19 protein-coding genes are annotated in these 21,826 nt (G+C 65.5%); 5 read left to right on the forward strand and 14 right to left on the reverse strand.

From position 1 onward, the window contains the following. Positions 1-200: 200 nt before the first annotated feature. The 11 genes from I6F17_RS31160 to I6F17_RS31210 form a co-directional block, all read right to left on the reverse strand. Positions 201-488 (reverse strand): YciI family protein, encoded by a 288-nt coding sequence (locus I6F17_RS31160; RefSeq protein WP_036034851.1) that lies wholly within the window; start codon positions 486-488, stop codon positions 201-203. A 68-nt stretch (positions 489-556) separates the two neighbouring features. Then, complete coding sequence (locus I6F17_RS31165; RefSeq protein WP_193760200.1) at positions 557-1,531, reverse strand: sugar ABC transporter substrate-binding protein; 975 nt, start codon at positions 1,529-1,531, stop codon at positions 557-559. A gap of 41 nt (positions 1,532-1,572) precedes the next feature. Continuing rightward, entirely contained in the window at positions 1,573-2,550 is a 978-nt protein-coding gene (locus I6F17_RS31170; RefSeq protein WP_225127734.1) for an ABC transporter permease, read from the reverse strand. Continuing rightward, positions 2,547-3,497 carry an ABC transporter permease gene (locus tag I6F17_RS31175; RefSeq protein ID WP_036034844.1) on the reverse strand — a complete coding sequence of 317 codons (951 nt, stop codon included), beginning with the start codon at positions 3,495-3,497 and terminating at the stop codon, positions 2,547-2,549. The genes I6F17_RS31170 and I6F17_RS31175 overlap by 4 nt, the downstream gene beginning before the upstream one ends. Beyond that, positions 3,490-5,013 (reverse strand): sugar ABC transporter ATP-binding protein, encoded by a 1,524-nt coding sequence (locus tag I6F17_RS31180; RefSeq protein ID WP_225127736.1) that lies wholly within the window; start codon positions 5,011-5,013, stop codon positions 3,490-3,492. Before I6F17_RS31180 ends, I6F17_RS31175 begins: the two co-directional genes overlap by 8 nt. A 10-nt stretch (positions 5,014-5,023) precedes the next feature. Beyond that, positions 5,024-6,418, reverse strand: a complete 1,395-nt coding sequence (locus I6F17_RS31185) for an FAD-linked oxidase C-terminal domain-containing protein (protein ID WP_225127738.1) — start codon at positions 6,416-6,418, stop codon at positions 5,024-5,026. Between the two features lie 50 nt (positions 6,419-6,468). Next, positions 6,469-7,353, reverse strand: a complete 885-nt coding sequence (locus I6F17_RS31190) for an intradiol ring-cleavage dioxygenase (RefSeq protein WP_225127740.1) — start codon at positions 7,351-7,353, stop codon at positions 6,469-6,471. Positions 7,354-7,367: 14 nt separating this feature from the next. Continuing rightward, positions 7,368-8,270, reverse strand: a complete 903-nt coding sequence (locus I6F17_RS31195; protein WP_225127742.1) for an NAD(P)-dependent oxidoreductase — start codon at positions 8,268-8,270, stop codon at positions 7,368-7,370. A gap of 20 nt (positions 8,271-8,290) precedes the next feature. Continuing rightward, positions 8,291-9,655, reverse strand: coding sequence for an amidohydrolase family protein (locus tag I6F17_RS31200; protein WP_225127744.1), 1,365 nt, complete (start codon positions 9,653-9,655; stop codon positions 8,291-8,293). Between the two features lie 4 nt (positions 9,656-9,659). After that, positions 9,660-10,739, reverse strand: coding sequence for a maleylacetate reductase (locus I6F17_RS31205; RefSeq protein WP_225127746.1), 1,080 nt, complete (start codon positions 10,737-10,739; stop codon positions 9,660-9,662). Continuing rightward, positions 10,736-11,059, reverse strand: coding sequence for a Dabb family protein (locus I6F17_RS31210; protein ID WP_036034831.1), 324 nt, complete (start codon positions 11,057-11,059; stop codon positions 10,736-10,738). The genes I6F17_RS31205 and I6F17_RS31210 overlap by 4 nt, the downstream gene beginning before the upstream one ends. A 107-nt stretch (positions 11,060-11,166) precedes the next feature. Between I6F17_RS31210 and I6F17_RS31215 the strand changes: the two genes are divergently transcribed. From I6F17_RS31215 to I6F17_RS31235, 5 genes are all read left to right on the forward strand, one after another. Next, entirely contained in the window at positions 11,167-12,090 is a 924-nt protein-coding gene (locus I6F17_RS31215; protein WP_225127748.1) for a LysR family transcriptional regulator, read from the forward strand. Positions 12,091-12,101: 11 nt separating this feature from the next. Further along, positions 12,102-13,547, forward strand: a complete 1,446-nt coding sequence (gene xylB / locus I6F17_RS31220; protein ID WP_225127750.1) for a xylulokinase — start codon at positions 12,102-12,104, stop codon at positions 13,545-13,547. A 138-nt stretch (positions 13,548-13,685) separates the two neighbouring features. Beyond that, complete coding sequence (locus tag I6F17_RS31225; RefSeq protein WP_225127752.1) at positions 13,686-15,209, forward strand: sugar ABC transporter ATP-binding protein; 1,524 nt, start codon at positions 13,686-13,688, stop codon at positions 15,207-15,209. Beyond that, a complete protein-coding gene (locus I6F17_RS31230) occupies positions 15,202-16,242 on the forward strand; it encodes a ribose ABC transporter permease (RefSeq protein WP_128262443.1) in 1,041 nt (346 codons plus the stop codon). Before I6F17_RS31225 ends, I6F17_RS31230 begins: the two co-directional genes overlap by 8 nt. A 99-nt stretch (positions 16,243-16,341) precedes the next feature. Next, a complete protein-coding gene (locus I6F17_RS31235; RefSeq protein ID WP_036023609.1) occupies positions 16,342-17,289 on the forward strand; it encodes an ABC transporter substrate-binding protein in 948 nt (315 codons plus the stop codon). A 135-nt stretch (positions 17,290-17,424) separates the two neighbouring features. Here I6F17_RS31235 and I6F17_RS31240 read toward each other — a convergent pair whose 3' ends face one another. The 3 genes from I6F17_RS31240 to I6F17_RS31250 all read right to left on the reverse strand — a co-directional run bounded on the left by I6F17_RS31240 (position 17,425) and on the right by I6F17_RS31250 (position 21,718). Continuing rightward, positions 17,425-18,960 carry a hypothetical protein gene (locus I6F17_RS31240; protein ID WP_225127754.1) on the reverse strand — a complete coding sequence of 512 codons (1,536 nt, stop codon included), beginning with the start codon at positions 18,958-18,960 and terminating at the stop codon, positions 17,425-17,427. 29 nt (positions 18,961-18,989) lie between these two features. Then, the gene (locus I6F17_RS31245; protein ID WP_036034821.1) at positions 18,990-20,165 is read right to left on the reverse strand and encodes a glycosyltransferase family 4 protein; all 1,176 of its coding nucleotides are present in this window, start codon (positions 20,163-20,165) and stop codon (positions 18,990-18,992) included. Positions 20,166-20,371: 206 nt separating this feature from the next. Continuing rightward, positions 20,372-21,718 (reverse strand): polysaccharide biosynthesis C-terminal domain-containing protein, encoded by a 1,347-nt coding sequence (locus I6F17_RS31250; RefSeq protein ID WP_225127756.1) that lies wholly within the window; start codon positions 21,716-21,718, stop codon positions 20,372-20,374. Positions 21,719-21,826 lie beyond the last annotated feature (108 nt).

The raw sequence follows: 21,826 nt of genomic DNA on the forward strand, positions 1-21,826 counted from the left end.
CCTGGACGGAGGACCGGACTGACATCGGGTGATGATTGCATTATGCCCCTGTTTTGCCCGACGAGTCAAAATCCACCGCCGATCTGGGTCGGCATTGGCCTCGAATGCGAGGCCGCGCGGCGCATCGGAAATTCGTCAGCAAGAACAAGCCCCGTTCTACTGTGCATGGGGTTGTTTTCGCACTTTTGTGGCGGCGGACCTCAACCCTGCCGGCGCAGGAAGCCAGTGATCGTGACCTTGTCCCAGATGTCGGCCGCGGCAAAGGGATCTGCACGGTTGAAGGCTTCGACCTCGGCGCGGCCGGGAGCCTCGATCAGGAACAGGCTGCCGATCATGGTCTGGCCGTCGTCGGAGACGAGCGGACCGGACATCACGATCTTGACGCCGAAGCGCGAGGTGTCGCTGAGGAAAGCCTTGTGGGCGTCGTAATTGGCGAGCCGCGTCGGCAACGCGCCGGTGCGGTCGAGGGCGTGAATGGCGAACAGCATGCTGTCTCCGTTTCTTGGCTTCATTGTTGGGACGGCCGCGGGCTGCGGCCGTCCGGGTTTGGGGTGATCTACTTCGCGCTGAGCTTGCCGGCGTCCTCGAAGGTGGGGCAGGTCCGCTGCTCCAGCGGCACGTCGAACGGCCCGTAATTGTCCTTGGTGATCACCGTCGGCTTCAGCACGATCTCGCTGATGACAGGCTGGCCCCGCAAGGAGCGGATTGCCATCATGGTGCCGAGGCAGCCTTGCGCAAAGCCGTTGTAGTCGCCGCTCGCCAGCAGCTTGCCGGACTTGATCGCGTCGATCGCCTCCTTGGTGCCGTTGATGCCGATCACCTGCGCCTTGCGGTTGGCACCGTCGAGCGCCTCGATCGCGCCGACCGCCATGGCGTCGTTGGCGGCCAACACGCCGTCGATCTGCGAATTCGACTGCATCAAGTTCTCCATCACCTGGAGCGCCTGGAGCCGCTGGTAGTTGCCGGGCTGCGAGGCCAAGAGCTTGGCGCCGGGCGCTTCCTTTAGCGCGTCGTTGAAGCCGCGGACGCGGTCGACATTGGTCAGCGAGCCCTTGACGCCCTCGATGATGACGATGTTGCCTTTGCCGCCGAGCGTCTTCAGCAGGAAGCGCGCGGTCTCCAGCCCAAGGCTGTAATCGTCGGCGCCGACGAAGGACAGGAACTTGCCGCCGGCAGAACGGTCGGTGATGTTGACGACCGGGATCTTGGCCTCGTTGATCTTCTCGACGCCCGGCACCATCGCCTTGTAATCGACCGGCGTGAACACGATCGCGCTCGGCTTCTTCACCACGACGTCCTCGATCTGGCTAAGCTGCTCGGGGATCGAGTCCGGCTTGGTCGGGATGTACTGCAGCGTCTTCGCGTTCAGCACCTTCGCCATGTTGTCGGCGCCGACCCGCACGGTCTGGAAGAACGGATTGGTCTGGTTCTTGGTGAAGACGGCGATGGTCTCGCCGTCCGCATGTGCCGCATTCGTGAACGCGGCCGCCATCAGCAGCGGCAGCGCCACATAGCCAATTGTCTTTCTCATATTGCCTCCATCCCTCATTTTGCTTGTTGGATTGCCAGAACTCATTGCGCGCGGCGGCGGGTCTTCATGTCAAGCCAGACCGCGAGAATGACGATGACGCCGGTGACGAGCGGCTGCCAATTGGCGCTGACCGCGAGCAGGTTCATGCCGTTCAGCACCAGGGTCAGGATCAGCGCGCCGATGAAGGTGCCGAACACGGTGCCGACGCCGCCGAACAGCGAGGTGCCCCCGATCAGAACGGCCGCGATCGCCGGCAGCGTCAGGCTCTCGCCGATATCGGCCTCGGCCGAATTGAGCCGCGACAGGAAGATGATCGAGGCAAGTCCCGCCATGGTGCCTGAGACCGCGTAGACCAGCAGCAGGCGGCGTGCGACGGGAATGCCTGATAGTCGTGCGGCGACAGGATTGGCGCCGATCGCGTAGATCTCCTGGCCCCAGACCGTGCGCTGCGCGAAGAACGTCCCGATGCCGAGGAACACCAGGAGCAGGTAGACCGGAATGGGCAGGCCGAACAGATAGCCGCTGCCGATCTGGCGGAAGCCGGCCGGGAAACCGTGCAGGGTCTCGCCCGCCATGTACCAATAGGTCAGGCCGTTCAGCACCCAGAGCATGCCATAGGTGGCGATGAAGGAGGGGATGCGCAGCGCCGTGACCATGACGCCGTTGATCAGGCCGACGATGCCGCCGCAGGCAAGCCCGGTGAGGATACCGAGCGCCGGCGAGCCGGTCTGGTGGATCACGGTGCCGGCGAGGCAGGCGGACAGCGCGACATTGGCGCCGACGGAGAGATCGAGGCCGGCCGTGAGCACCACCAGCGTCAGGCCGGAGGCGATGAAGAAGGTCAGGCTCGCCTGCCTCAGCACGTTGAGGATGTTGCCGAGGCTCAGGAAGGAATCGCTGAGCACGGCGAGCACGGCGCAGATCAGGAAAGCGGCGAGCAGGCGATAGAACAGCTGGACCGCGTCCTGCGACAGGAAAGAGCGGGGCGGCGCCATGGCGCCCTTGGTGATGTCGGTCATGTGCGGCTCCTGAGGCCGTCGAGGAACAGGGCAACGATCACGAGCACGCCGACGCTGGCGACCTGCACCGAGGAGGGGAGCGAGATCAGGTTCAGCCCGTTGCGCAACACGCCGACGGAAAGGACTCCGAGCAGCGTACCGAGTAGCCAACCATTCCCGCGCTCGAACGAGGTGCCGCCGACGGCGACGGCCGCGATGGCATCGAATTCCAGGCCGAGGCCGGCGGTGGGATGGCCGGAGTTCATGCGTGCGGTCATCAACAGGCCTGCGATTCCGGCCATGGCGCCACCGATCGCGTAGACCGCGATCAGCAGCCTGTTGGGCGAGAGCCCGGCATAGCGCAGCGCCTCGCGGTTGCCGCCGAGGGCGAAGATGTAGGTGCCGAAGCGGGTGTGATAGAGCAGGCCGTGGAAGATCGCATAAGTCACCAGCGCCATCACGATCGGCACTGGAATGCCGAGCAGCGTCGCCGAGTAGATGTCGCGCACGCTGTGGGGAATGCCGACCACGCTCTGGCCGTCGCTGACGATCAGCGACAGGCCCTGCGCCATGCCGAGCGTGCCGAGGGTCGCGACGAAGGGCGGTATGCCGAGAATCGCGACCAGCCAGCCGTTGGCGACACCAAAGGCGGTGCCGACCAGAAGGCCGGCGCCGAGGCCCAGCAGCATCGACTTGGTCGCAAGCGACACGATCGCGACGCAGAGCGAGGTCAGCGTCAGCACCGCGCCCATCGACAGGTCCAGCCCCTCCGTCATGATGATCAGCGTCATCGGCAGCGCGAGCATGGTCAGGATGGTCGACTGCACCAGCACGTTGGAGAGGTTGGCGACCGACAGGAAGCCGGGCGCGATCACGCTGAACAGCGCGATCAGCAGCACCAGCACCATGGCAACGCCGGGAATGCGCTGCAGCGGATTGGGCTCTGAGACGATCGCGGCTTCACGCATGATGCATCCCCAGTCGCACGATATTCTCCTCGGTCAATTCGTTGCGTGTCAGGTGTCCGGCGATGCGCCCCTCGCGCATCACATAGGCGCGGTCGCAGACATGGCAGATCTCGACCTGTTCGGACGAGATCATCAGCGCCGCCGCGCCGTCGGCGACGAGGCGGTCGATCAGCGCGAAGATTTCCGACTTGGCGCCGATGTCGATGCCGCGCGTCGGCTCGTCGAAGATGAAGAGCTTCGAGCCGGCGGCGAGCCATTTGCCGATCACGACCTTCTGTTGGTTGCCGCCCGAGAGCAGTCCGACGGTCTGGCGTGCGCTTGGTGTCGCGATGCGGAGCTGCCGGATCAGGCCGTCTGCAGTACGCTGGGCCGAGCGCTGGTCGAACAGCCCGGTCGGGAACAGCTTTTTCAGCGCCGATACCACCAGATTGTCGCTGACGGATCGGAGCAGCGCGAGGCCTTCGCTCTTGCGGCTCTCGGGGATCAGCGCGATGCCGCGGCGGGCGGCGATATCCGGTTCGCCGGAAATGCTCTTGCCGTCGAAGATGATCTCGCCCGAGGTCACGGGATCTGCGCCGAAGATGGCGCGGGCGACCTCGCTGCGGCCGGAGCCGACCAGGCCGCATAGCCCGACGATCTCGCCCCGGCGTACCTCGATGTTGATGTCGGAGATGCCGGTGGGCGCGCTCAGGCCCTTGACCTCGAGCAACACTTCGCCGGGCTTTTCGGCGAAATGGCGCGGATAGGTCATGTCGACGTTGCGGCCGACCATCATGCGGACCAGCTGGTCCGGCGTGACGTCGGCGGGCCGGACCCCGTCGATGCGGCGGCCGTCGCGCAGCACGGTGATGCGATCGCCGAGCGTGAACACCTCGGCCATGCGGTGCGAGATATAGACGATGGACACGCCGTCCGCCTTCAGCCGCGCGATTAGCGCGAACAGGAGCTCGGTCTCGCGGTCGGACAGTGCCGCGGTCGGCTCGTCCATGACGAGGATGCGGGCGTTCTGGCTGATCGCCTTGGCGATCTCGACCATCTGCTGCTGGGCGACGCCGAGCTTGTCGACGGTGGTGGCGGGATCGATGTCGAAGCCGATGGTGTCGAGCACGCGCCTTGCGTCAGCCAATATCCTGCGGCGGTCGATGGTGCCGGGAATGCGGCCCTTCGGCTCGCGTCCCAAGAAGATGTTCTGGGCGATGTCGAGATGGGGGACCAGCGAGAATTCCTGGAAGATCACGGCGATGCCGAGCTTCTGCGCATCCGCGGTGGAATTGATCGCGACCTTCTCGCCCTTGTAGTAGAATTCGCCGGCGTCGGCGCGATAGGCGCCGCACAGCACTTTCATCAGGCTCGACTTGCCGGCGCCGTTCTCGCCCAGCAACATATGGACCTCGCCGGGGTAGACGGCGAAGGACACGTCGTCGAGCGCCTTGACGCCGGGAAACTCCTTGCTGATGCCGCGCAGTTCCAGCAGCGGCGCGGGCGAGGTGACCTCGATCGGGAGCGCGTCGCTCATGGCTTGTTGCTCATGTTTTGGCTCTGCCAGCAAAGATCTTTCCGGGGTTCATCAATCCGTCGGGATCGAGCGCCGCCTTGATCGATCGCATCACGTCCACGGCCTCGCCGAGCTCGTCGGTCAGATAGTCGATCTTGCCGAGCCCGATGCCGTGCTCGCCGGTGCAGGTGCCGTCCATGGCAATGGCGCGCGCGACCATGCGGGCCTGCAGCGCTTTGGCGCCTTCGGCCTCCTCGGGCTTTGTCGGGTCGATCAGGATCAGCATGTGGAAATTGCCGTCGCCGACATGGCCGACGATCGGTGCGGTGAAGCCGTGCTCGTCACCGTCGCGACGCGTCTCGATCAGGCATTCCGCCAGACGCGAGATCGGCACGCAGACGTCGGTGATCACAGCGCGCGCGCCGGGCCGCAAGCCAAGGCCGGCGTACAGGGTGTTGTCGCGGGCATGCCAGAGCCGGCTGCGGTCTTCCGGCGCCTTGGCCCAGGCAAAGCCATGGCCGCCATGCTCGGCCGCGATCGCCTGCGCGGCTTCGGCCTGCTCGGCGACGGAGGTCTCGGAGCCATGGAATTCGAAGAACAGGGTGGGGGCCTCGCGATAGCCGAGCTTGGCGTAGGCGTTGATGCCGCGCATCATAACGTCGTCGAGCAGCTCGACGCGCGCCACGGGGATCGCGGACTGGATCACTGAAATCGCGGTGTCCACCGCATCGTGCAGCGTGTCGAAACTGCAGACTGCCGCCGAGATCGCCTGCGGCACCGGGTGTACCTTCAGCGTGATCTCCGTGATGACGCCGAGCGTGCCTTCCGCACCGACGAACATGCGCGTCAGGTCGTAGCCGGCCGCCGATTTGCGCGCCCGCCGGGCGGTACGGATCACGCGGCCGTCGGCCAACACCACCTCCAGCGCCATGACATTGTCCTTCATGGTGCCGTAGCGCACCGCCATCGTGCCCGAGGCGCGCGTCGAAGTCATGCCGCCGATCGAGGCGTCGGCGCCGGGATCGATCGGGAAGAACAGGCCGGTGTTGCGCAGCTCCGCATTCAGTTGCTTGCGCGTGATGCCGGGCTGCACCACGACGTCCATGTCGCTGTCGTGCACCGTGAGCACCTTGTTCATGCGCGCGAAGTCGAAGCAGACGCCGCCGGCGACCGCCGCCGCATTGCCTTCGAGCGAGGTCCCGGCGCCGAACGGGACGATCGGCATGCCCGCGCCGGCGCAGAGCTTGACGATCTCGGCGACCTCCTGCGTGGTCTCGGGGAAGACCACGATGTCGGGCGGCAGGCTCTGATAGTGCGACTCGCTCTGCCCGTGCTGATCGAGCACGCCGCGCGCGACGCTCGCGCGCGGACCGATCATGCCGGCAAGGCGCTCGGCCACAATGCCCGTGCTGACCCGCGGTCCCATCCTCAGCTCCCGTCCCTGTTTTACGGACTCTTGTTGGTCCGTCGTTGAGCTTAAGCGGCTCTTGCGTTGCTTGCGACCTGCTTCAGGCCGAAATCATAGTTGAGATGAAAATAGTCGCGCTCCACCATGCGACCATCCGGCGCACGGCCGGCGGGATGACGGACGAATTCGCGGATCAGGCTGTCCTTGACGCCGAACACCACGTCGCTGTCGAGATATTGGTCGCCGGCAACGAACACGTGCGTCACCAGCTGCTCGAAACCGGGCGCTGAGATCATGAAGTGCACGTGCGCCGGGCGCCAGGGATGGCGTCCCTGCACCTCCAGCATCTCGCCGACCGGTCCATCGTGCGGAATCGGGTAGGCGGCCGGCTTGATCGACCAGAAATGGAAGCGGCCGTTGGCGTCGGTATGGAAGCGGGCGCGCATCGCGAGATCGCCGATCTCATCGAGCTGCTGCACGTCGTAATAACCGTCGTCGTCGGAGTGCCAGACGTCGACGATGGCGCCGGCGAGCGGCTTTCCGTCCACGGCCGAGACCGAGCCGGTGACCAGCATCGGATCGCCATCCATCGGCCCGGAGATGTCAGCGCCGCTGTCCTTCTCCGGCGCGGCCTGGACGAAGAACGGCCCGAGCACCGTGGTCTCGGTCGCGCCTTCGGGCACCGGATGGTTGATGGCGTCGACCAGCATGGAGACGCCGAGCGTGTCCGACAGCAGGATGAACTCCTGGCGCTTGTCGTTGCACATGTGCCCGGTGCGGGTCAGGAAGTCGATGCCGTATTCCCACTCCTTCTGGGTGGGCCGCACCTCGCGGACGAAGGCGTGCAAGTGCCGCACCAGCGCTTCGCTCACCTGCTTGATGCGTGGATCGGTCGCGCCCGCGATCCGCTCCAGAACGGCGTCCGTGATCGTGTTTTCGTTGAAGTTACGCATGTGTATCTCCGCGATCAGGGTTTTGGTTCGCCGAGGCCGGACAGCCGTTCGAGATGCTTGACGGTCGCGATGAAGTCGGTCTCGCCGTCGCCCTGCGCGACCAGCGCGCCATAGGTCTCGCGCACTTGCGCGGCGAGCTGCAACGGCACGCCGACGGCGTGGCCGGCGCCCAAGATCAGGTCGAGATCCTTGGCCATCTGCTTGCAGGAGAAGGTGGACTCGAAATCGCGAGTCCGCAGCGGCGCGGTCTTGTACTTCACCATGGGAGAGGCGACCGCGCTGTCGTCGAGCACTTTCAGGATGTCCTGCCAGGCGATGCCGCCCTTGCGCGCCAGCGCCAGGCTCTCGGCCATCATCGCGGCCGACACCGCGATCATCAGATTGACCGAGAGTTTTGCAAAGCGCGCTTCCTCGGCGGAGCCGAGATAGGTCTGGGCGCGGGTGAAAGCTGCGAACAGCGGCTTGGCGCTCTCGAAGGCGTCCTTCGGCCCCGAGACGAAGCAGGTCAGCGCGCCCGTGTGCACGATGCTGGCATTGCCGGAGACCGGCGCGCGCAAATAGGCAATGCCACGCGCCTGCGCGGCGGCCGCAACCTCAGCCGAGGCGTCGACACTCACGGTGCTGGTTTCGATCAAGACGGCACCTTGTGCCATCGCGGCGATCAGGCCGGCGGAGCCGAGCAGCGCGCCGCGCAAAGCGGCGTCGTCGGGCAGGGACGTGATCACAGCGGCCTTGCCGCTCACGGCCTCGGCCGGCGAGGCGGCAATCGCAATGCCCTGCGCGCGTGCCTCGTCGATGCGCGCCGCGCTCTGGTCGAACGCGGTAACGGCAAAGCCCGCCTTGGCGACGAGCACCGACATCGGCAGGCCCATCTTGCCGATCCCGATGAAACCAACTGTTTTCAGAGCGTCAGTCATTGTTCTTGTCCATTGGCGCCTCAGGCGGCGCGTCCCTGTCGTTCAATATCCTGCACCAGCCGCCGGCCGGATTGCGCCAGCAACTCCTTCTTCGTCTCCAGCCCGTCAACCAGCAGCCGGCCGTTGCGCTTCTTCCAGGCGCCGCCGATCATGACGGCCTCGATGTTGGCGAGGCTCGTCTGCATCACGACGGTCGCGACGGGATCGTGCACTGGATGGAGATTGAGATCGGAGGCGTTGATGACGACGAGGTCGGCGAGCTTGCCCGGCGTCAGCGAGCCGATCTGGTGCTCGCGCCCGAGCATGCGGGCGCCTTCCGAAGTGATCCAGCGCAGCGCTTCACGCACGGGAATCGTGGTCGTCGCCGGAATGGCGCCACTCGCTTTGCGCGATTCCGCATTGTCCAGTGCCCGCTGCATCGACAGCGCAACGCGCGCGGCGAAGAGGAGATCGCCGGCCAGCACGGATTCGAGATCGATGCCGATCGTCGGCCGCACGCCGCGCTTCAGGAGGCGGCCGGTGATCGGAAAGCCATGGCCCTGGATCATCTCGTTCTCGGGCGTCACCGAGAACGATACGCCGAGATCGACGAGACGATCGAGCAGATCATCGGGCAGATCGTTGCCATGGACGATGTTGATGCCGGGGCCGACGAGGCCGGCCTCGAGCAGCTTCTCCCAGCCGCCGGGCGTCTTGGCCGGACCGCCGCCCTGATGCATCGAGGCGATCAGGTTCAGCTCCCGCGCCAGGCGGAAATCGTGCATGGCGACGTCGAGCGTCGAGTAATGCGGGCCGAGAATGGCGAGCCCGAGCGTGACGAGTCCTTCGCGGTCGGCGAGGGGGCCCACCAGCAGCCGCTCGACCTCGCGGTGCGGATGCGGCACTTCCGAGAAATGCGGCTCGCCTGGCTTCGGCTCGGGCTTCGGTGAGCCGTGGAAGAACGCGGCGCGGATGCCGCTTTCGATCAGGCCGCGCACGGCGGCGTCGGTATGATCCGGCGTCGGGTTGTTGTGGCACCAGTCGACCAGCGTGGTGACGCCGTGATTGATCTGGTTCAGCGCGCCGACGAGGGTTGCGATGTAGATGTCGTCAGGCCGGAACACGGTGGCGAGGCCCACATGCATGCGGCGGAAATATTCCAGCAGCGTCCAGTTCGCTGCAAAGCCGCGCAAGCTCGTCTGCCAGGTGTGCATATGTGCGTTGATCAGGCCGGGAATGACGATGCGGCCCGTGCCGTCGACGACCGCCGTGTCGGCCGCAGCGTCGATCGACGGGCGCACCTCGGCGATCCGACTGCCCTCGACCAGCACATCGCCGGTCGAGAGATCGCCGATCGCGTCATCCATGCTGATGACGGTGGCGGATCTGATCAGGGTGCGCCGCATCGCTTCAAGCTGCCGCTTTGATGGCGCCGGGTGGTTCGCCGGCCCAGGCGCGTGCGATCAAGTCGCGAATGGCGCCACGCTCGAGCGGGCGCGGATTCCAGTAGGCATTCGTGACTGCGAGGTCAGCCGCCTTGTCGATGCCGCCCTCGGGCATGCCGACATCGCGTAGCGCGACCTTCGCACCCAGCCGCTTCGCAAGTTCGAAAAGCCCCCGAGCTGCATCGGCTGCCCCGATCGCGCGCGCGATCCGCACCATCGCGTCGGGCACGGCCGGCGCGTTGTAGGCCAGCGCATGCGGCAGCACGATGGTGTGGGTTTCGGCGTGCGGCAGGTCGAAGGTGCCGCCGAGCGTATGGCAGAGCTTGTGATGCAGCGCCATGCCGACAGTGCCGAGGCAGACACCGCACAGCCAGGCGCCATAGAGCGCCTCGGTGCGAGCCTCGCGATCGTCGCTCCTGGCGGCAATGGCGGGCAGCGCGCGCGCCAGCGCGCGGATGCCTTCTTCGGCCATCAGCGAGGTGACAGGGTTGGCGTCGCGCGCGTAAAGCGCCTCGACGGCATGGGCGATCGCGTTGATGCCGGAGGTTGCGGCGAGGCTCGCCGGCAGCGTCAGCGTCAGGTCGACGTCGTAGATCACGGTCTCCGGCAGCACGGCTGCATCGCGCACCGTGGTCTTCAGCCCGTTCTCGGTCTGGCCGACGATCGGCGTCATCTCCGAGCCGGCATAGGTGGTGGGAATGCAGAGCTGGTTGACGCCGGTGCGCAAGGCCAAAGCCTTGCCGAGCCCGGTGGTCGAGCCGCCGCCGAGCGAGACGACGCAATCGGCTTCGCATGCCTTCATTGCCGCGAGCGCGCGGTCCGTGACCTCAACCGGCGTGTGCATGGTGGCGCCGGAAAAGATGCCGGCATAGAGCGGGCCGAGCGCGGCTCCCAAGCTCTTGCCTTGTGCCTCCTGCTGCGGCGTCGTCAGCACCAGCGCACGCTTGCCGCCGAGCCGCTCGACCTCGGCCTTGGCTGAGGCAAGCGTGCCGCTGCCGAACACGACGCGGCAGGGCAGGTTTTCGAAGGTGAACGAGCCGATCATGCGCCGGTCTCTTTGATGGGATAATCGACCTGGAAGCGCCCGATCCGCAAGTCGCCCAGCGCCTCGCGCACGCGCAGGTGCTCCGGGTGATTGGCATAGGCGGCGAGCGCCGCCTGGTCGGTGAATTCGGAGAACAGCACCACGTCGCAGGCATAATCGACCGCACTGACGTCCATGCCGACTTCGATATGGGTGAGGCCGTCGATCCGGCCCTTGAGGCCCTCGAACAGGGTCTTGACCTTGAGCCGGGCGGCCGAGCGCTCCGCGGGCGTCTCCCCGCGCAGTCGCCACATCACGATGTGCCTGATCGGGCCCGACATTTCCTGATTTCCTCGCCTGCGATGGTGCTTTGTTGGTGCCATTTTGCCTTGCAGAAATCGGAAATAAAGGTCAAAATTTGTAAGTCTCTTTTCCTTATTTCGCAAAAATGGACCGGCTGCTCCAACTCGAGGTCTTTTCCAAAACCGCTGAGCTCGGCAGCCTTTCCAAGGCCGCCGAAATCCTACGGATGTCGAATGCGGCCGCGAGCCGCCATCTCAGTGCGCTGGAGGAGCGGCTGGCGGTCCGGCTGATCGAGCGCAACACGCGCCGGCAATGGCTGACCGAAGCCGGGCAGGAGCTTTTGCAGCGTTGCAGCACGCTCTTGAACGAGCTCGCCGAGGCTGAGGACGCCGTCTCCGACCGCGCGCTGTCGCCGAAGGGCATGCTGCGCGTGACGAGCTCGCTCTCCTTTGCGATGATCTACCTCGCACCGATGCTGCCAGCCTTCCGTGCGCTCTATCCTGATCTCAGCGTGCAGATCATCAGCGCGAACCGCTACCTCGATTTCATCGAAGCCGGCATTGACGTTGCGATCCGTACCCGCGAGCACGAACCGGATTCCAACATCATCGTCCGGCGCATCGGGCAAATGCACCGCGTGCTCGCGGCCGCTCCGTCCTATCTGGAGAAGCACGGCCGGCCGGAGCATCCCGCCGATCTCGCCCGTCACAACATGCTGATCTACAATCTCGCCAATGATCCCTATTCGCTACGGCTGAGCCAGGGCAGCACGACGCAGACGATCCGGATCGCGCCGACGCTCGACAGCAACGACGGCCAGATCATCTGTGGTGCGGCGCGCGCGGGGCTCGGCATCCTGATCCAGCCGCTCTATATCGTGCAGGGCGATATCGCGGCTGGGCGGCTGGTGCCTGTCCTGAGCGATTGGCAGCTGCCGTTGCTCACCATGAACATCGCCTATCAGAACCGCGTCAGGCTGCCTGCCAAGATCAGGGTGTTCTCCGACTTCCTCGTCGGCTACATCCGGGAGCATTCAGAGCCGGGGATCTGGATCGACGCGGCGAAGTGAGCGGAAGCAGCATGTATCTCGGCATCGATCTCGGCACGTCGGCGGTCAAGACGGTTCTCGTCGATGATGCCCAGCGCGTGATCGCAAGCGAGAGCCGGTCGCTCGCGACCGTCTCGCCGCAACCGGGCTATTCCGAGCAGGATCCGGCGCAGTGGATCGATGCGACCTTCGCCACGCTGGATGCTCTCAAGGCGTCGCATGCCGATGCGTTAGCAGCGGTCGCAGGCATCGGGCTGTCCGGCCAGATGCATGGCGCTACGCTGCTCGATGCAAGCTTGAGGCCGCTGCGGCCTTGCATTCTCTGGAACGACGGACGATCGGCCAGCGAGTGCCGTATCCTGGAGCAACGCTGGCCCGCCTTGCGCGAGGTGACGGGCAACAAGGCGATGCCGGGCTTCACCGCGCCAAAACTGCTCTGGATCGCCACGCACGAGCCCGAGATCTTCGCGGCGACGAAACTCGTTCTTCTGCCAAAGGCCTATCTGCGACTGGTGCTATCGGGCGAGGCTGTCGAGGACGTCTCGGATGCCTCGGGATCCCTATGGCTCGACGTCGCGCGCCGCGACTGGTCGGACGCAGCGCTGGCAGCGAGCGGCTTGTCGCGCGAGCACATGCCGCGCCTGGTCGAGGGATGCGCGCCCGCAACCACGCTGCGCAGCGAGCTCGCGCGGCGCTGGGGGATGATCAGGCAGCCGGTGATCGCGGGTGGGGCCGGCGACAATCCCGCGGGCGCCATCGGCATCGGCGCAATCCGGCCGGAAGCCGCTTTCGTGTCGCTGGGAACCTCGGGCGCGCTCATGGTCCCGACCGACCGGATCGCCGCCAATCCCGACCGTGTCGTGCACACGTTCTGCCACGCCATTCCGGGCATGTGGATTCAGGCCGGCGCGATCCTCTCGGCCGCTTCCTGCCTCGCCTGGCTCGCGCGCCTGTTCGGCGCGACGGAGGCCGAGCTGCTGGCGCCGCTTGGAGCGCGACCTCAGGCGCCGTCGCCGGTGAGCTTCCTGCCTTATCTCGCCGGTGAGCGGACGCCGCACGACGACCCCGTCGCGCGCGGCATGCTGGATGGTCTGAGCCATGGCACCGATCGCGCGGCGATCGTGCAGGCGGTGCTCGAAGGCGTTGCCTTCGCGCTTGCCGATTGCCGCGATGCGCTCGCGGATGCCGGCATCGGGATTGCGGAGGCCGACGTGATCGGCGGCGGTTCACGCTCTGCCTTCTGGCTGTCGGTGCTGGCGAGCGTGCTGAACGTTCCGGTCCACCGCTTTGCCGGAGGTGAGACCGGCGCCGCGTTCGGTGCGGCGAGATTGGGGCGGCTTGCTGTCACGGGTGAGGCAATCGGTGACGTATGCATGCAGCCGCAGCGCATCGAAACATTCGAGCCCGACGCTGCACTGATCGATGCCTACGCCGAACGGCTTCCCGCCTGGCGCGACCTGTATCGGCCGCGCCACTAGCTGGCCCAATCTGGTTTGCATACTTCGGTATACTCGCCTTCGGTATTGCCCTGCGTCACCCGCTTTTGTTTAATGACCAAACCGCGTTGCCGAGAAACGAGACGCGGGTGGGAAACGCATTGTGCGCCGGGAGGCACGATGAACGATCCGATCCTCCAGATGCGCGGGGTCTCGAAGACCTTCTTCGGCATCAAGGCGCTGCGGGCCGTCGATCTCACCGTCTATCCCGGCGAAATTCACGCCCTGATGGGTGAGAACGGCGCCGGCAAGTCGACGCTGATGAAGATCCTGTCCGGCGCCTACCGGCCCGACCCGGGCGGCGAGATCCGCATCGAGGGCAGGGCGGTGCGGATCGAAGGCCCGCTCGGCGGCCGCGCGGCGGGCATCTCCATCATCTACCAGGAGCTGTCGCTCGCTCCCAATCTCAGCGTTGCCGAGAACATCTATCTGGGACGGGAGATATCGCGATCAGGCTTGCTGGCGCGCGGCGCCATGCGCGAGGGCGTCGGCCCGATCCTGAAGCGCCTGGGCGCGGACTTCCTGCCCTCGACGCTGGTGGCGCATCTGTCCATGGGGCAGCGGCAGCTGGTCGAGATCGCGCGTGCGCTGCACGTCAGATCGAAAATCCTCATCATGGACGAGCCGACCACCTCGCTGTCGGCCGCCGAAAGCGAACGGCTGTTTGCGCTGATCCGCCAGCTTCGCGCCGAGGGGCTTGCCATCATCTACATCTCGCATCGCATGGACGAGGTCTATGCGCTCGGCGATCGCGTCACCGTGCTGCGCGACGGCCGCCTGGTCGGCTCGCTCGACAAGCCCGAGATCCGCGCCGATACCATCGTTCGTTTGATGGTCGGTCGCGACGTCTCCTCGTTCTACAAGAAGGACCATGATCCGGAGGCGGGGCGGGGGCATCCCGTGCTCGCGGCGATCGACATGGCCGATGGCGGGCGCGTCAAGGGCTGCTCGCTCACCGTGCATGCGGGTGAGGTGGTCGGCCTTGCCGGCCTGATCGGCGCCGGTCGCACCGAGCTTGCGCATCTCATCATCGGTGCGTCACCGAAAACCTCCGGCCGGCTCGAGCTGGAGGGACGTCCGGTCGAGATCCGCACGCCGGGCGAGGCGCTCGAGGCCGGCATCGCCTATCTGACGGAAGACAGGAAAGCGCTCGGCCTGTTTCTCGACATGTCGTGTCTGGACAACATCAACCTCGCCGTGCTCGGCCGCGATGCGAAGCTCGGCTGGTTTCTCGATCGCGACAAGGCACGCGAGCGTGCCGACCGTGCCTTTGCAGGCCTCAGCATCCGCGCCGCCAATGCCGGCGTTCCCGCCGGCGGCCTGTCAGGGGGCAACCAGCAGAAGGTGCTGCTGTCGCGGCTGCTCGCCATCGCGCCGAAGGTCCTGATTCTCGACGAGCCGACGCGCGGCGTCGATGTCGGTGCCAAGTCGGAAATCTATTCGATCATCGACAATCTCGCCAAGGCCGGCACCGCGATCCTCGTCATCTCGTCCGATTTGCCCGAGATCATCGGCATCTGCGACCGCGTCATCGTGATGCGTGCCGGGCACATCGCCGGCGAGGTCAGCCGCGGTCCGCATTCGCCGCTGGCGCAGGAAGACATCATGGGGCTTGCCACGGGGATGGAGCGTCTCGATGCCTGACAATGGTGCTGTGGGGGCAAAGCCGGCATCGACGACGACCAACGGCGCTGCCGCGGAAACAAGACGCCAGCGGATGAGGATGCTGATCAGCGCGCTCGGCATGTTGCCGGTGCTGCTGATCCTCTGCATCGGCTTCAACGTGCTGTCCGAAGGCCGCTTCTTCACAGGACAAAATCTCGGCATCGTATTGCAGCAGGCCGCTGTGAACACCGTGCTCGCCGCCGGCATGACCTTCGTCATCCTCACCGGCGGCATCGACCTGTCGGTCGGCTCGATCCTGGCGGCCTCCGCGATGGCGGGTTTAACGCTCTCCAAGATGCCGGAGCTCGGAATGCTGTGGCTGCCGGCCGCACTGCTCACCGGCCTCGTCTTCGGCATCGTCAACGGCGCGCTGATTGCGCTGCTGCGCCTGCCGCCCTTCATCGTCACGCTCGGCTCGCTCACCGCGGTGCGCGGCCTGGCGCGGCTGCTCGGGGCCGACACCACCGTGTTCAATCCCTCCATTCCCTATGCCTTCATCGGCAACGGCTCGCTGACGCTCATTCCTGGCGTCGCGTCGATCCCGTGGCTCTCGGTGATCGCCTTGCTCGTCATTCTCGTCTCCTGGCTGGTGCTGCGCCGAACCGTGCTCGGCGTGCATATCTATGCCGTGGGCGGAAACGAGAGCGCAGCACGGCTGGCCGGAATCAAGGTCTGGGCCGTCCTGATCTTCGTCTACGGCATCTCCGGACTTTTCGCCGGGCTCGGCGGCGCCATGCAGGCGGCGCGGCTCTATGCGGCCAACGGCCTCCAGCTCGGCCAGTCCTACGAGCTGGATGCGATTACTGCGGTGATCCTCGGCGGTACCTCGTTCGTTGGCGGCATCGGCTCGATCTGGGGCACGCTGGTGGGGGCGCTGATCATCGCCGTGCTGTCCAACGGCCTCATCCTCATCGGCGTTTCCGACATCTGGCAATACGTGATCAAGGGCCTGGTGATCATCGGCGCCGTGGCGCTGGACCGCTATCGGCTGCAAGGCTCCGCGAGGACTTGAAGCCTGGCGCGCAGCGGTGTGCGCATGGCTTGAGACGAGATTCCGTTGCGGCAACTGGTCTGCCGCGCCGGGGACGAAGACAGACCAGGGAGGAAGTCCATGTTGAAGACGATCATGCTCGCCGGCGCCGCCATGGCGCTTGCCCTCACCACCGCACCATCCTTCGCCAAGGAGCTCAAGTCGATCGGCGTCTCGCTGGGATCGATGGGCAACCCGTTCTTCGTCGCGCTGTCGAAGGGCGCCGAGTTCGAGGCCAAGAAGACCAATCCCAACGTGAAGATCACGACGGTCGGCTTCGAATACGACCTCGGCAAGCAGGTCACCCAGATCGACAATTTCATCGCCGCTGGCGTCGACCTGATCCTGCTCAATCCCGGCGATCCCAAGGCGATCGGGCCGGCCATCAAGAAGGCGCAAGCCGCAGGCATCGTCGTCGTCGCGGTCGACACCGCGGCCGAGGGCGCCGATGCCACCGTGACCACGAACAACGTGCAGGCCGGCGAGATCTCCTGCCAGTACATCGTTGACAAATTGGGCGGCAAGGGTGACGTCATCATCGAGAACGGGCCGCAGGTCTCCGCCGTGATCGACCGTGTGGTCGGCTGCAAGAACGTGTTCGCGAAGAATCCCGGCATCAAGGTGTTGTCGAGCGACCAGGACGGCAAGGGCTCGCGCGAGGGCGGCCTCACCGTCGCGCAGGGCTATCTGACCCGCTTCCCCAAGATCGACGCCATCTTCGCCATCAACGATCCGCAGGCGATCGGCACCGACCTTGCGGCACGCCAGCAGAACCGAACCGGCATGATCATCACCGCCGTCGACGGCGCGCCCGATATCGAGGCGGCGCTGAAAGATCCGCAGTCGCCGCAGATTCAGGCGTCCGCGTCGCAGGATCCGTTCTTCATGGCGCGGCGCGCCGTGCAGGTCGGCGTCGGCATTCTCAACGGCCAGAAGCCGGCTTCGACCGTCGAGCTGCTGCCGTCCAAGCTGGTGACACGGGACAACGTCGCCGCGTACAAGGGCTGGACCTCGGATCGCTCGCAATAAGGCATCGTCCGCTGCTGGGGCGGCGTTCGAAGCACGAGAGATGACGGGCGGCGGTTCGATCGCGCCGCCCGCGCCAGTACCCGCGCTGATCGCTAAAGCGCGATGACGATTCATTCTGAGCGCATCGCGCCTTAGTTAGCGCGCGGTGGAGGGATTGGTTCGCGCAGGTGACACGGCCGATGGAATTGCGCTTGCGAAGAGACTGGTCTTGGGCTGGACGCGCGATCCGTCGATCAACTCGAGCCGCCCGCAGCGATTCAAGGTGTGCAACTTCCTGCCGGGCCATGCCGGTCCGGGCTTCAGAGAGTGGCGGACGACCTGCTTGAATGCCGTCGGCGACAGCTCGACCACTTCCGCCAGGGCAAGCGCTGCGCCGTATCCGTCGGTGCAATCCTGGACCGGCCGCCACAGTCTGTCATCGAGCGTGACGAAATTTCCTGCCGGCCGCGTGCTGGCGCGGTCGATCAGGACGGGATTGCTGGCGTGGGGCAACCAGGGCCCCAGGAGGCGATCGGCGTAATAGATCGCCAGCGAATCCGAATAGCCACCCGTTCCGTCGCGCCAGGCGCCAAACAGATAATACAGGCCGTTGTGGCGCGTGATCGTGACGTCGGCCAGCTCGAGGCCGGAAAGGAGCGTTGCGTATCGCTCCCATTTGTCCGGAAACCGAGTGCATTTGTAGAGGGCGACGTCCCCGCGGGTCGAGCTCTCCGGGATCATCCACAGCTCGCCATCGTCCTCGATCAGGAACGGATAGGAGAGGTGACAGGGCTCCTCCAGCACTGGCATCACCTCGCCGATCGGCCCCGCGTCGTTGAACGCGATCGCGGAAATGATACCTTTTCCGACGCGGTGATCGAGATCCTCGAAGAAGGCGAAGGTCCGTCCCTGCCACGTGACGGGAAAGGGATCGGCGTAGAAGTGGTTTCCAGGATCTCCCAGAACGTTCCAGCTTGGACCTGACAGGTCTCCGGTCTGCCAGACGCCCGGGCCGTCGTTGAAGCGCCATCCGACATGCCAATGCGGGGCATAGCAGCAGAGGCGATAGATCTCCTTGGCGATCGATACGGCAAGGCCGCGCGCCACGTAGCTAACGGGTCCGCGGTGCGGGACAGTTGAAGCGGGGCGCGGCAGGTGCGGCACGATGCGCGGCCTTCCCGACAGGATCGCCGCCAGCATGGTCAGGGTCCGCGCCATGATCGTTTCGAGCGCACCACTGAGGCCCGCAGCAATCTCACCGGACGGATGGCCGCGGTCGAGGACCGAACCGTCGATCTCGTTGACGATCTCGATCACGGGCAGGTCGCCGGCGAGGATGGCGGCGAGCGCGGCATTTTCGCCTGCGACGCCGTTGAACAGCGGCCGCAGATACAGCCGGGCCGGGCTCGCCGGATCGCGCGGGGCATTCGTGAAATCGACGATTACGTCGGCGGTGCCGATGCTGACCCGTGCTGGTTCGGAGCTGATCGTCAGCCTGTCGGCGGCGCTGTGCTTGCCCTTGTGCAACACGATGCGTTCGAGCTCGAACAGCGCATCGAGACCTGCCGGCCGCGGCTCCGCCGTTGCCGTCCATGCAACTTGCACCGGCATGTCCCGGCCGTCGACCGACAGCGTCCTGCGGTCCATCCAGCGCCGCGCATAGTCACGTTCACAGCGAAACTCGATGATCATGTCGAGCCAATCTGTTCCGACGTATCAGGTCAAACGACCCGGTCGAGAATCCGGACGTATTCCTCGACCATGGCATCTACCGAATAGCGCAGCCGCAGGCCTTTGGCGTTTTGTCGCAGCTCGTCACGTAATTGCTTGTCGGTTACCAGCCTGGAGACCGCCGCGGAGAGCTTCGCATGATCGGAGGCATCGACGAAGAGCGCCGTCGGTCTGCCCTCGTAGGACAATACTTCGCGCAGGACGGGAAGATCGGTCACGACGGAGGGAACACCGGCGTTGGCAGCCTCGACCGCGGCCAGACCGAAGGTCTCGGCCTGGGTCGGAAAGACGAACACGTCGAGACAAGCAAGGAAGTCCGCCATCCGGCCAGGAGGAATCTCTCCCAGCAAATGCAGACGGTCCGAGACGTTCAAGTCGTTCGCGAGCTGCCTCAGCCGGGCCTCGTCGGCTCCCTGGCCGGCCAGCGCAAGATGCCAGGACGGTTGATCCGGCAGCAGACCGATCGCCAGATCGAGCCGCTTGTGCGGATGCAGCCGTGCCGCGCAACCGAGCAGGACGCGGTCCGGTGGCAGGTTGAATTGACCTCGTGCCGCCTCCTTCGACAGGGTAAGGGCCTTGTCGTCGAAGCCGTGCGGCACATGCACCATGCGCGACCGGTAGGCCGCGGGGTAGCGCGAATATTCGCGCTCCATGTCCTGCGAATTGAGCGTGATGCAGTCGAAGAAGCCGAGGCTGCCCATGGCGATGTCGGCGGTGCGGACCGGCCAGCTCATCGCCAGCGCGGATGAAACCTGATTGGCGACGACGGGTGCACGGCTGACGAGGCGCGTGACGCCGGCGCCGATGACGTTGCCGAAATGCTGGAAGGTCAGGACGGCGTCGGGCCTGGTGGTTCTGATGTGGCGGCCGAGCGTCCACAGCATCCGCAGCAGCGCCAGCGGATTGCCCGGCCGGCTCGGCGCGCAATAGAGCGTGGCGGGCGGTTCGTCAAAGGAGTCCGATTTGCGGAAGAAGAACAGATTGGTGACCCGGTGACCGCGCGCGGTCAGCCCGGCGCCGAGCAGCCGCGATATCTCCTGTGCACCGGCGTTCTCGGCCTGGGTTTGCGCAAGAAGCACGTGGAGTTTTCGCCCACTGCCGTTCGGCCGCGCAGGTGCCGTCGCGCTCGTCTCGTCCAGGTCCTTGTTCGGCTGATAATGGAGCACGGATCCCGACCCGCTAAAGCAACGAAATCTTCACCTTCTTAACTCCGTACCTATCATGCGGGCATCCCGCGGACACCGGCTAGCAACAAACGGAGTTAATGCGGCGCGATGGCGACGGTGTCGTTGGCGCAGCATTTCCGCTGGTTCCCGGCTGGCGCGTTAACCAATCGGTCCTGCGCGTTCACCCCGGCGGCGCGTGCTGACACCTAGTCACGCGAGTCCGCGCTGCGAACGGCATAATTGCCGCGCCTCGATGCTGGGAAGCGCAAGAGCACCAGAACGGAAGGATCCACCCCGCTGCGCCGGCGGCAGAGGACGTTCAGGGCGATGGTCGCGAGCGCGAGCGACACGGTCGTCGAAATCGCCGCGCCAAGCACGCCGAGGAAGGGGACCAGGACGAGAAATCCGACGAGCCGCAGCCCGACGTTGGCAGCGACCACCGGCACATAGATTCGTTCATGACCGGTCAGCTGCAGGATCGCAGCAGCCGGGCCCCCCGCCGCCTGGATGGCGGTTCCGATCGCAAGCACGATCAGGACCGAATGCTGCTCGGCGAAATGCGGTCCGAACAGGTTGAGGAGATAGGGGCCGCCGATCCAGATCGTGGCGAGACCGGCGACGACGCAGAGCCCAGTCACTTCCGCCATCAAGCGCGAGGTCCGCTCGAACTCCCCGTGGTTCTTGCTGAAATAGAGCGACGGGAGCCGGCGCGCACCGAACGTGTAAAGCGCCGCGGACACCATGGCGAAAATGTTGGCGAGGCGCGAGGCGGCAAAGTAGATTCCCGCGGTCGTCGGATCCAGCATCCAGTAGACCAGAATGACGTCGAGATACTGATTGGCGACTTCGAGGATCGATGCGAGCCAGAAGTGCAGGGCACTTGATCGCCAGCGCGACGTCTCCGAGCGCGCCGGCGTACTGCGCAGATCCGGCAGCACGCGCGCGACGGATACGACCTGCGCAACAAGGCCAACCGACATGGCGACCGTCATCGCCGCGAACAGCTCGGCCGGATCGAGTTGGCGATGGGCGAGCAGCATGACGAGCAGGAACACGACGACGAGGGCCCGCCAAAGGAACTCGCGGTTTCCTTCGCCCATGAGAATGCTGACCAGCGAGCGCGCGATCTGGCTGCCGAGCATCAATCCGGCATTGACGGCCGTGTAGGCCGACACCGCAAGGATCAGCAGCCACCAGTCGCCTCTCATGCTCGCGACGATCGCGATCCCGCCGATCACGATCAGCATTGCGAGCGAGGCGATCTTCAAGCTCGATTGCAGCACGCCCTTGGTAAGGTCCGGCCTTTCGCCGACCTGGTATTCGTTCAGGAATCGCACCAGCAGGGATTCCTGGCCGACCAGTCCCACGACGGCTGCGATCTGCGCGACCGACAGCCAGGTCGCAAAGATGCCGAAGCCGTCAGGCGACATCGTCCGCGCAGCCAGCGAGAACAACGCGAACGCGAGCACGCCGCTGCCGACCTTGAGCAGGATGGTCCCGGCAACGCCGCGCGTGACGTCGCGCCGCATGAACTGGAGAATGGATGCGATCATGGAAGGGTTAAGGGAGCCGCGCTCCCCTGACGAGACATGTTCCGATACCGGCGAGAATCTAGCATGTCGAGCAACCGCGAGTGTTAATGGACGAGTTGGAGGATTTCG

Source organism: Bradyrhizobium sp. NBAIM18 (genome assembly GCF_020193825.1).
Taxonomy (GTDB): Bacteria; Pseudomonadota; Alphaproteobacteria; order Rhizobiales; family Xanthobacteraceae; genus Bradyrhizobium; species Bradyrhizobium yuanmingense.

Excerpts from the sequence above, each read along its gene's own strand:
- I6F17_RS31160 (WP_036034851.1), bottom strand. The coding sequence starts at position 488 with ATGCTGTTCGCCATTCACGCCCTCGACCGCACCGGCGCGTTGCCGACG.
- I6F17_RS31165 (WP_193760200.1), bottom strand. The coding sequence starts at position 1,531 with ATGAGAAAGACAATTGGCTATGTGGCGCTGCCGCTGCTGATGGCGGCC.
- I6F17_RS31170 (WP_225127734.1), bottom strand. The coding sequence starts at position 2,550 with ATGACCGACATCACCAAGGGCGCCATGGCGCCGCCCCGCTCTTTCCTG.
- I6F17_RS31175 (WP_036034844.1), bottom strand. The coding sequence starts at position 3,497 with ATGCGTGAAGCCGCGATCGTCTCAGAGCCCAATCCGCTGCAGCGCATT.
- I6F17_RS31180 (WP_225127736.1), bottom strand. The coding sequence starts at position 5,013 with ATGAGCGACGCGCTCCCGATCGAGGTCACCTCGCCCGCGCCGCTGCTG.
- I6F17_RS31185 (WP_225127738.1), bottom strand. The coding sequence starts at position 6,418 with ATGGGACCGCGGGTCAGCACGGGCATTGTGGCCGAGCGCCTTGCCGGC.
- I6F17_RS31190 (WP_225127740.1), bottom strand. The coding sequence starts at position 7,353 with ATGCGTAACTTCAACGAAAACACGATCACGGACGCCGTTCTGGAGCGG.
- I6F17_RS31195 (WP_225127742.1), bottom strand. The coding sequence starts at position 8,270 with ATGACTGACGCTCTGAAAACAGTTGGTTTCATCGGGATCGGCAAGATG.
- I6F17_RS31200 (WP_225127744.1), bottom strand. The coding sequence starts at position 9,655 with ATGCGGCGCACCCTGATCAGATCCGCCACCGTCATCAGCATGGATGAC.
- I6F17_RS31205 (WP_225127746.1), bottom strand. The coding sequence starts at position 10,739 with ATGATCGGCTCGTTCACCTTCGAAAACCTGCCCTGCCGCGTCGTGTTC.
- I6F17_RS31210 (WP_036034831.1), bottom strand. The coding sequence starts at position 11,059 with ATGTCGGGCCCGATCAGGCACATCGTGATGTGGCGACTGCGCGGGGAG.
- I6F17_RS31215 (WP_225127748.1), top strand. The coding sequence starts at position 11,167 with ATGGACCGGCTGCTCCAACTCGAGGTCTTTTCCAAAACCGCTGAGCTC.
- xylB (WP_225127750.1), top strand. The coding sequence starts at position 12,102 with ATGTATCTCGGCATCGATCTCGGCACGTCGGCGGTCAAGACGGTTCTC.
- I6F17_RS31225 (WP_225127752.1), top strand. The coding sequence starts at position 13,686 with ATGAACGATCCGATCCTCCAGATGCGCGGGGTCTCGAAGACCTTCTTC.
- I6F17_RS31230 (WP_128262443.1), top strand. The coding sequence starts at position 15,202 with ATGCCTGACAATGGTGCTGTGGGGGCAAAGCCGGCATCGACGACGACC.
- I6F17_RS31235 (WP_036023609.1), top strand. The coding sequence starts at position 16,342 with ATGTTGAAGACGATCATGCTCGCCGGCGCCGCCATGGCGCTTGCCCTC.
- I6F17_RS31240 (WP_225127754.1), bottom strand. The coding sequence starts at position 18,960 with ATGATCATCGAGTTTCGCTGTGAACGTGACTATGCGCGGCGCTGGATG.
- I6F17_RS31250 (WP_225127756.1), bottom strand. The coding sequence starts at position 21,718 with ATGATCGCATCCATTCTCCAGTTCATGCGGCGCGACGTCACGCGCGGC.